Annotated in this window: 6 protein-coding genes; 4 read left to right on the top strand and 2 right to left on the bottom strand. The window is 70.0% G+C overall.

What is annotated here, in order from left to right:
• Positions 1-107 precede the first annotated feature (107 nt).
• From D7W82_RS36745 to D7W82_RS36735, 3 genes are read left to right on the top strand one after another with little or no spacing between them, the layout of a single operon-like run.
• Positions 108-1202 carry a glucose 1-dehydrogenase gene (locus D7W82_RS36745; protein WP_120622751.1) on the top strand — a complete coding sequence of 365 codons (1095 nt, stop codon included), beginning with the start codon at positions 108-110 and terminating at the stop codon, positions 1200-1202.
• On the top strand, positions 1199-3052 hold the full coding sequence (locus D7W82_RS36740) for a glycoside hydrolase family 15 protein (RefSeq protein ID WP_120622750.1): 1854 nt from the start codon (positions 1199-1201) through the stop codon (positions 3050-3052). The genes D7W82_RS36745 and D7W82_RS36740 overlap by 4 nt, the downstream gene beginning before the upstream one ends.
• A 32-nt stretch (positions 3053-3084) precedes the next feature.
• Positions 3085-4227 (top strand): App1 family protein, encoded by a 1143-nt coding sequence (locus tag D7W82_RS36735; protein ID WP_120622749.1) that lies wholly within the window; start codon positions 3085-3087, stop codon positions 4225-4227.
• Between the two features lie 31 nt (positions 4228-4258).
• Here the strand turns inward: D7W82_RS36735 and ppk1 are convergent, their stop codons facing one another.
• Positions 4259-6424, bottom strand: a complete 2166-nt coding sequence (gene ppk1, locus D7W82_RS36730) for a polyphosphate kinase 1 (protein WP_120622748.1) — start codon at positions 6422-6424, stop codon at positions 4259-4261.
• Positions 6425-6635: 211 nt separating this feature from the next.
• On the opposite strand from ppk1, the gene D7W82_RS36725 reads away from it, so the two are divergent.
• Entirely contained in the window at positions 6636-7136 is a 501-nt protein-coding gene (locus D7W82_RS36725; protein WP_120622747.1) for a hypothetical protein, read from the top strand.
• Positions 7137-7176: 40 nt separating this feature from the next.
• Here D7W82_RS36725 and D7W82_RS36720 read toward each other — a convergent pair.
• Positions 7177-8264: peptidylprolyl isomerase (locus D7W82_RS36720; RefSeq protein WP_233588158.1), on the bottom strand; the 1088-nt coding region annotated here is incomplete at its 5' end.

Genomic DNA, 8264 nt, shown 5'->3' with positions numbered 1-8264 from the left:
GGGTGGGGAAACACGGGGCGGCGGACGGGCACTTGCGACATGGGTCCCAAGTCCGCACCCCTTGTCCTGGGACATTCAGCACTTCGCCCGGAAGGAGTCCTCCATCCATGAAGGCCGTGGCCGTCATGTTCCCCTCGCGCGAGGTGCGCGTCCTCGACGTTCCCGAACCGCGGCTGCACTCGCCCACCCAGGTCAAGGTGCGCACGCTGGAGGTGGGCGTGTGCGGCACCGACCAGGACATCCTCAAGGGCCAGCACGGCGCGGCGCCCAAGGGAGAGGACCACCTCATCCTGGGCCACGAGTGCCTGGGCGAGGTGATGGAGGTGGGCGCGCACGTGCAGGGCCTGAAGCCGGGGGACCTGGTGGTGCCCCGGGTGCGCAGGCCCTGTCCGCACACGCGCTGCCCCGCGTGCAGTCACGGCCACCCGGACTTCTGCGTGACGGGGGACTACACGGAGCGCGGCATCCAGGGCGCGCACGGCTTCTGCGCGGAGCACTTCGTGGAGGACGCGGCCTACCTGCACAAGGCGGAGGACTCCTTGCGCGGCGTGGCCGTGCTCACCGAGCCGCTCACCATCGCGGAGAAGGGCCTGCGCGAGGTGGCGCACATCCAGTCCCGCCTGCCGTGGAAGCTGAACCCCGGCAAGGCGCTGGTGCTGGGCGCGGGGCCGGTGGCGCAGTTGGGCGCCATGGCGCTGATGCGCGCGGGCTTCGACGTGACGGTGTACTCGCGCAGCCCCAAGCCCAATGAGAAGGCCGCCGCCGCCGAGGCGATGGGCGCCCCGTACATCTCCTCCAAGGAGGTGACGGTGGGGGCCTTGAAGAAGCAGCTGGGCGGCGTGGACGTCATCTACGAGGCGACGGGGGCGTCGAAGGTGGCCTTCGACTCGCTCCAGGTGCTGGAGGAGAACGGCGTGCTCATCTTCACCGGCGTGCCCGGACGCGAGGAGCCGCTGGAGCTGCAAGGTGACCAGGTGCTGGGGCAGCTCGTCCTGGGCAACCGGGTGATGTTCGGCACGGTGAACGCGTCGGACAGCGACTTCCGTGAAGCGCTGGAGGACCTGGCCCGCTTCCGCGCGAAGTGGCCCGGGAGGCTGGAGGCGCTCATCACCCAGCGCCACCCGCCGTCGGAGTTCGCGAAGGTGGTGGAGGCCAAGGGCGGCATCAAGCACGTCATCTCGTTCCAGGAGCATGCCCGGTGAACCCCCACCACGAGGACCTGAAGGGCGGCATCGCCATCGAGGACCACGGCATCATCGGCGACCTGCGCACGGTGGCGCTGGTGGGCAACGAGGGCACCATCGACTGGCTGTGCTATCCGCACTTCGACAGCCCCAGCATCTTCGCGGCGCTGCTGGACCCGGAGAAGGGCGGGTACTGGCGCGTGTCCCCGGAGCCGGACGGGGTGATGAAGCGGCAGTTCTACTGGCCGGACACCAACGTGCTGGTGACGCGCTTCTACACGCCGAACGGCGTGGGAGAGCTCATCGACCTGATGCCCCTGGGCAAGGGGGCGAGGGCGGAGGGGCGCGAGGTGCTGCGGCGCATCCGCGTGGTGCGCGGGGAGATGTCCTTCCGCATGGAGTGCTTCCCGGCGTTCAACTACGCCCGGGACGAGCATGAGACGCACGTGGTGAAGGGCGGCGCGGCCTTCATCTCCCGGACGCTGAGCATGCAGCTGGTGACGCCCATCCCGCTGAAGCAGGAGAAGAACGGCGTCGTCGCGCACTTCACGCTGCAGGAGAGCCAGTCCGCGGTCTTCACCCTGCGCGAGGGCGGCGTGGAGGGCTGCCACCACCACCTGCACACGCACGACTCCGCGGAGAAGCTCTTCCGCGACACGGTGGACTACTGGCGCCACTGGCTGTCCAGGTGCAAGTACACGGGGCGGTGGCGGGAGATGGTGCAGCGCTCGGCGCTGGCCCTGAAGCTGATGACCTTCGAGCCGTCCGGGGCCATCATCGCGGCGCCCACGTGCAGCCTGCCGGAGTCCCCCGGCGGCACGCGCAACTGGGACTACCGCTTCTGCTGGCTGCGCGACGCGGCCTTCACCGTCTACGCGTTCATCCGCATCGGCTTCAACGAGGAGGCCGCCGCGTTCATGCGCTGGGTGGAGGCGCGCTGCGCGGAGAATGGAGACGGGCCGCTGCCCCTGATGTTCCGTCTGGACGGCACCCGGGTGCCGGACGAGCAGCAGCTGCTCCACCTGCGCGGCTATGGCGGCGCGCGGCCGGTGCGCATTGGCAACGCGGCGGCGGACCAGCTCCAGCTGGACATCTACGGGGAGCTGATGGACTCCGTGTACCTGTCCAACAAGTACGCGGTGCCCATCTCGTATGACTTCTGGACCCACCTGCGGCGGCTGGTGGATTGGCTGTGCGACCACTGGCAGCGGGAGGACGAGGGCATCTGGGAGATCCGCGGCTCGCGCCGGCACTTCGTCTATTCGAAGCTGATGTGCTGGGTGGCGGTGGACCGGGCCATCCGGCTCGCGGACAAGCGCAGCCTGCCGGCGGACCGGGCGAAGTGGCTGAAGACGCGCGACGCCATCTTCGAGGAGATCATGGACAAGGGCTGGTGCAAGGAGAAGGGCGCCTTCATCCAGGCCTACGGGCATGACGCGCTGGACGCGGCGAACCTCCTGATGCCGCTGGTGTTCTTCCTGTCGCCGGTGGATCCGCGGATGCTCTCCACGCTGGACGTCATCCGCAAGCCGCCGCGGGACGGGGGCCTGACGTCGGACGGCCTGGTGTTCCGCTACGACACGGACACGAAGCTGGATGGGATTGAGGGCAGCGAAGGCACCTTCAACCTGTGCAGCTTCTGGCTGGTGGAGGCGATGACGCGCGCGAGCCCCGTGCGGCCGGACCTCCTGGACGAGGCGCGGCTCATCTTCGAGCGGATGCAGGGCTACGCGAACCACCTGGGGCTGTACGCGGAGCAGACGGGCATGTCCGGCGAGGCGATGGGCAACTTCCCGCAGGCGCTCACGCACCTGTCGCTCATCAGCGCCGCATACAACCTGGACCGGACGTTGGGCCGCCACGATTGACGGAGGGGACGGTAGACTCGCGCGCACCCGCCATGCCCGACCTGTACCCGCTGCTGTTCCGTTTCGCCGTCAAGGCGGATGCCCACTACGACGTGCTGAGCCGCCGCGTGCGCAAGGGGCTGGGCATCGCCCCGCCGCTGCGCATCCTGCCGTACCGGGGCTACGGCACCCCGGAGCGCGTGGTCATCAAGGCGCGCGTGCTGGAGGAGCGCAAGGTGACGCCCCAGCGCCAGCGCCACACGCTGTGGAGCAGCGCCGTGGCCTCCTACAAGCGCTACATGACGCGCGAGATTTCCAGCGCGCACGTGGCGGTGCGCTGGGGGGACAAGCGCTGGGAGGGCGTGACGGACGAGGAGGGCTTCCTGGAGCTGTGGGTGCCGCCCCCTGAAGGCGTGCGCTCCGGCTGGCACATGGTGGAGCTGGAGCTGCTGTCGCCGGAGGCGGAAGGCGTGCCGCGCGTGACCGCGCCGGTGCGGGTGGCGGGGACGAGCGCGGAGCTGGGCGTCATCAGCGACATCGACGACACGGTCATCGCCACGGGGGTGACGGATCCGCTCAAGCGCGCGTGGGCGCTGTTCCTCACGGAGCACCGGGGGCGGCTGCCCTTCCCGGGCGTGGACGCGTTCTACGCGGCGCTCCAGGCGGGCGCGAGCGGCGGGGCGGACAACCCCATCTTCTACGTGTCCAGCAGCCCGTGGAACCTCTACGAGCACCTGGACGAGTTCCTCGCCATCCACCGCATCCCCATTGGCCCGCTGCTGTTGCGCGACTGGGGCCTGTCACGGCATGGCTTCGCGCCGGGCGGGGGGCACGGGCACAAGCTGGACAAGATTCGCGGCGTGCTGGAGACGCTGTCGCATCTGCCCTTCGTGCTGATTGGGGACAGCGGCCAGGAGGACGCGGAGCACTACCGCACCATCGTGCGCGAGTACCCGGACCGCATCCGCTGCGTCTACATCCGCAACGTGCCGGGGGGCTCCAAGCGCGGCGAGGAGATGGAGGCCATCGCGAAGGACATCCGCGACGCGGGCAGTGAGCTGGTCGCAGTGGACGACACGGTGGCCGCCGCGAGGCACGCGGCGCGCGCCGGGTGGATCCGCTGGGAGGAGGTCCCGGAGGTGGAGGCCCACCGCCGCGAGGACGCCGCGCGCAGCGCCCTGGGCGAGCGGGGCTGAAGATTTCCAATGGGAGCCGTAGGGGGCCGCTTCAGGCCACGGGGCGCCCGCTCTGCATATGGACCATGCGGATGGCGCGCTCCATGAGCTCCCCCTGGGCGGAGCGCTTGTCGTTGGACAGGGTGGCGGTGCGCCGCCGCCACGTGCCGTCCGAGCCCAGCTCCCACGCGCCGCTGGTGTCCACCATGCAGCGCTCCACCACGTCCTTCACCTGCGCGGCCAGGGTGGGGTCCTCCACCGGCGCCAGGATTTCCACGCGGTGGTCCAGGTTGCGCGGCATCATGTCCGCGGACCCGATGTAGCACCGCGACGTCACGCCCCGCTCGAAGGCGTAGATGCGCGGGTGCTCCAGGAAGCGGCCCAGGTTGGACACCACCCGGATGTGCTCCGACACGCCCGGCACGCCCGGCCTCAGGCAGCAGATGCCGCGCACGTTGAGGTCCACGCGCACGCCCGCGCGGGACGCGTCGTAGAGCGCGCGGATGATGCCCGGGTCCACCAGCGCGTTCATCTTCATCATGATGCGCGCGGGCGCCTCCGGCGTGTGCGCCGCCTGGGTCTTCTTGATCTCCTCCATCAGCCCCTCCCGCATGGTCAGCGGCGCCACCAGCAGCTTGCGGAAGGAGCGCGGCCGGCCGAAGCCGGTGAGGAAGTTGAAGACGTCCGCCACGTCCGCGCCAATGTCCGGGTCCGTGGTGAACAACCCCAGGTCCGTGTAGAGCCGCGCCGTCTTCGGGTTGTAGTTGCCCGTGCCGATGTGCACGTAGTGCCGCACCCGCTCGCCCTCGCGCCGCACGATGAGGATGGCCTTCGCGTGCGTCTTCAGGCTGGGAATCCCATACACGACGTGCACGCCCGCCTCTTCCAGCGCGTTCGCCCAGCGGATGTTGGTGCGCTCGTCGAATCTCGCCTTCAGCTCCACCATGCACACCGCCTGCTTGCCGTGCTCCGTCGCGCGGATGAGCGCGGGCACCAGCGGGGAGCTGTCCGACGTGCGGTACACCGTCTGCTTCAGCGCCAGCACGTCCGGGTCCTCCACCGCCTCGCTCACGAAGCGCTCCACGGAGGAGGTGAAGGACTCGTAGGGGTGGTGCACCAGCAGGTCGCCCCGGCGCATCGCGGACATCACCGTGCCCCCGCCGTCCGCGGACTCGTTGTCCGTGCGCAGCCGCGCCTGCGTCACCGGTGTCCAGGGCGGGTCGCGCAGCTCGGAGAAGCCCGGCGTCATCGCCAGCGACATCACGTCCGCCAGGTCCAGCAGGCCGTGCTCCTCGTACACCTGCCGGGGCTCCAGCGTCAGCGCCTCCACCAGCGGCTCCAGCAGCTTCGCGTTCATCCCCGCCTGGATCTCCAGGCGGATGACGTCCCCGAAGCGGCGCTGGCTGAGCTCCGTCTCCACCGCCTTGAGCAGGTCCTCCGCGTCCTCGGACACGGTGTAGTCCGCGTCGCGCGTCACGCGGAACAGGCTCCAGTTGAGGACCTCCATCCCGGGGAACAGGTCCCCCAGGTGCTGCGCGATGATCTCCTCCAGCGGCACGAAGAGCGCGCCCCCCTTGAGCGGCACGAAGCGGGGGAGAATCTCCTTGGGCACCTTCACCCGCGCCACGCTCTCCTCCTCCGCCACCGGGTCGCGCAGGAGCACCGCGAGGCTCAGGGACAGGTTGGAGATGTACGGGAAGTGCCGCCCCAGCCCGATGGCCAGCGGCGTGAGCACGGGGAAGATCTGATCCCGGAAGCGCTGCTCCACCTGCGCGCGTTGATCCGCGTCCAGCTCCTTCATGGACAGGATGCGCAGCCCCTTCTCCGCCAGCGCGGGGCGCAGGACCTTCTCGAAGCAGTCCGCGTGGCGCCGGCCCTGCTCCAGGATGCCCGTGTGCAGCTTGTCCAGCGTGTCGCCCGGGGACGCGCCGTCCGGCACCAGGCGGCCCACGCGCGCGGCGAGCTGCTCGTGCAGCCGCGCCACGCGGATCATGAAGAACTCATCCAGGTTGCGCGCGTAGATGGAGGTGAACTTCAGCCGCTCCATCAGCGGCATCTCCGGCGCCTCGGCTAGCTGCAGCACCCGGTCGTTGAAGGCCAGCCACGACAGCTCCCGGTTGAAGAACAGGTCGCTGTCCGGCATCTCCGTGCCCGGGGGGACGACATCCCGGTCCACGAGCTTCTGGGGGGTACCTTTGGCGGCCGCGCGCTTCGCCATGACGTGTGACTCCTGGAGATGTTTCTCAGGGTGTGCCCTCTAGCAGTCCCGCACCGCGCCGATTGTGAACTCGCACGCCTGGCCTGGAACCGGACATCCGGGCGTATCCCACCCTGGACGACCCCGGCAGTGGACGGCGAGGCGTGCGGGCTGTGGACTCCCCGGCAGTCCATCGCTTGAATCCGGCGGGCACTGACGGCATTCAAGAAGGGTGAGCACTCCCCATCCCTCCTTTCCGGTCACTCCGGACGGTGCCCCGGCGGACACCTCCCCGGACGCCCTGTTCACGGCCTTCCGCGAAGGGTCCAAGAAGAAGTCCAGCCTCTTCACCTTCACCTGGTTCGTGGCCGCGGCGGTGCCCGTGGTGCTCGCCCTGGGCTTCTTCACGCTCTGGCGCGCGAACGGGACGTCCTTCTCCGTCGTCACGCCGCACGGCATCAAGGTGCTGCGCGCGGGGATGACGACCCAGGAGGTCGGGGGCCTGCTGGGCCACCCGCTCACGCTCCAGAAGCAGGGCGGGCAGGACTGCTACCGCTACGGCCGGCCCAACTTCGTGAACGAGGTCTTCGTCGTGTACTCGGTCTGCTACGAGCAGGGGCAGGTGCGCGACGTGCTCACGCACCAGTACTCGGCCTGGCAGATAGACCCCGCGACGGGGGCCTTCCTCGCGCCCGGGCAAGAGCCGCCCGCGCCCCAGAACCCGGCGGGGTAGCCGCCCGGGCTCCGGAGCAGGGCAGGGGGACTGTCAGCCCTTAAGCGAGCCCCGCCTCGGCGCCCTCGAAGGTCACCTTCGCCTGCGTCATCACGTGCTCCACGGCGAGCAGGTGCCAGGCGACGTCCATCATCTGCGCGGACGCGGTCGGGTCCAGCATGGACTCGCGCAGCTGCGCCTCGGTGATGCCGAAGGGCTCCGAGGACTCCTTGAGCAGCTCCAGCGCGTACTGCGGCGTGAGCTGGAGCTTGTCCCGCTGCGCGATGGCGCGCAGCACCAGGGCAATCTTGAGGCGGCGCTCCACGTCGTCGCGGATGCCCGGGTGGTGCAGCCAGCCGTCCAGCGCCTCCTGCTGCTCCTCCAGGCTGAAGAACTTCTGCGCCAGGATCTCGCCCTCCGCCTGGAGCCAGCGGCGGCGGATCTCCTCGTCCACCAGCGACTTGGGCACGGTGACGTCGGTGCGGGCGACGATTTCGTCCAGCACCCGGTTGCGCGCGTCCACCCAGAGCATGTCGGCCATCTCGCCCTCCATCTCCTCCACGATGGAGCTCATGACCTCTTCATGCGTGGAGCCGCGGCCCAGCTGCTGGAGGAACGCGTCCGACTCCGTGTCGGGCATGCTCACCTGGCGCGCGCCGCGCACGTCCACCAGGAAGCGCGCCGGCATGCCGCGCAGCTGCTCCGCCGGGTAGTTGTCCGGCAGCACCAGCCCCACCTCCACGCTGTCGCCCACGCTGGCCTCCGCGATGACCTCCGCGAAGCCGGGCAGCATCACCTGGGGGGCCAGCTCCATCCAGTAGCCCATGCGGGTGCTCAGCGGGATGAGGCGGCCGTTGGCGTAGCCCAGGATGTCCAGCCGGACGTCGTCGCCCATGGCCAGCGCTTCGCCTTCCGCGCGCTCGCGGACCTGCGCCTTCGCGCGGGCCAGCTCGTGGAAGCGCTCCAGCAGGTCCTCTTCCGTGAGGTCCTCGCCCTGGGGCACGCGGATGTTCAGGTTCTCCAGCGAGGGGGCCTTCACGTCCGGCAGGTCCGCCTGGTGGCCCAGGCCGGGCGCCACGGGCAGCCGCTGCACCATCTGCTGCACGGGGGCCTGAGCCGGGGCGGCGGGCGCTTCCGGAGGCTTGGGGC

The organism is Corallococcus sp. CA049B (assembly GCF_003611685.1).
Classification (GTDB): Bacteria; Myxococcota; Myxococcia; order Myxococcales; family Myxococcaceae; genus Corallococcus; species Corallococcus coralloides.
This window is presented reverse-complemented; position numbering and strand designations above follow the sequence as displayed.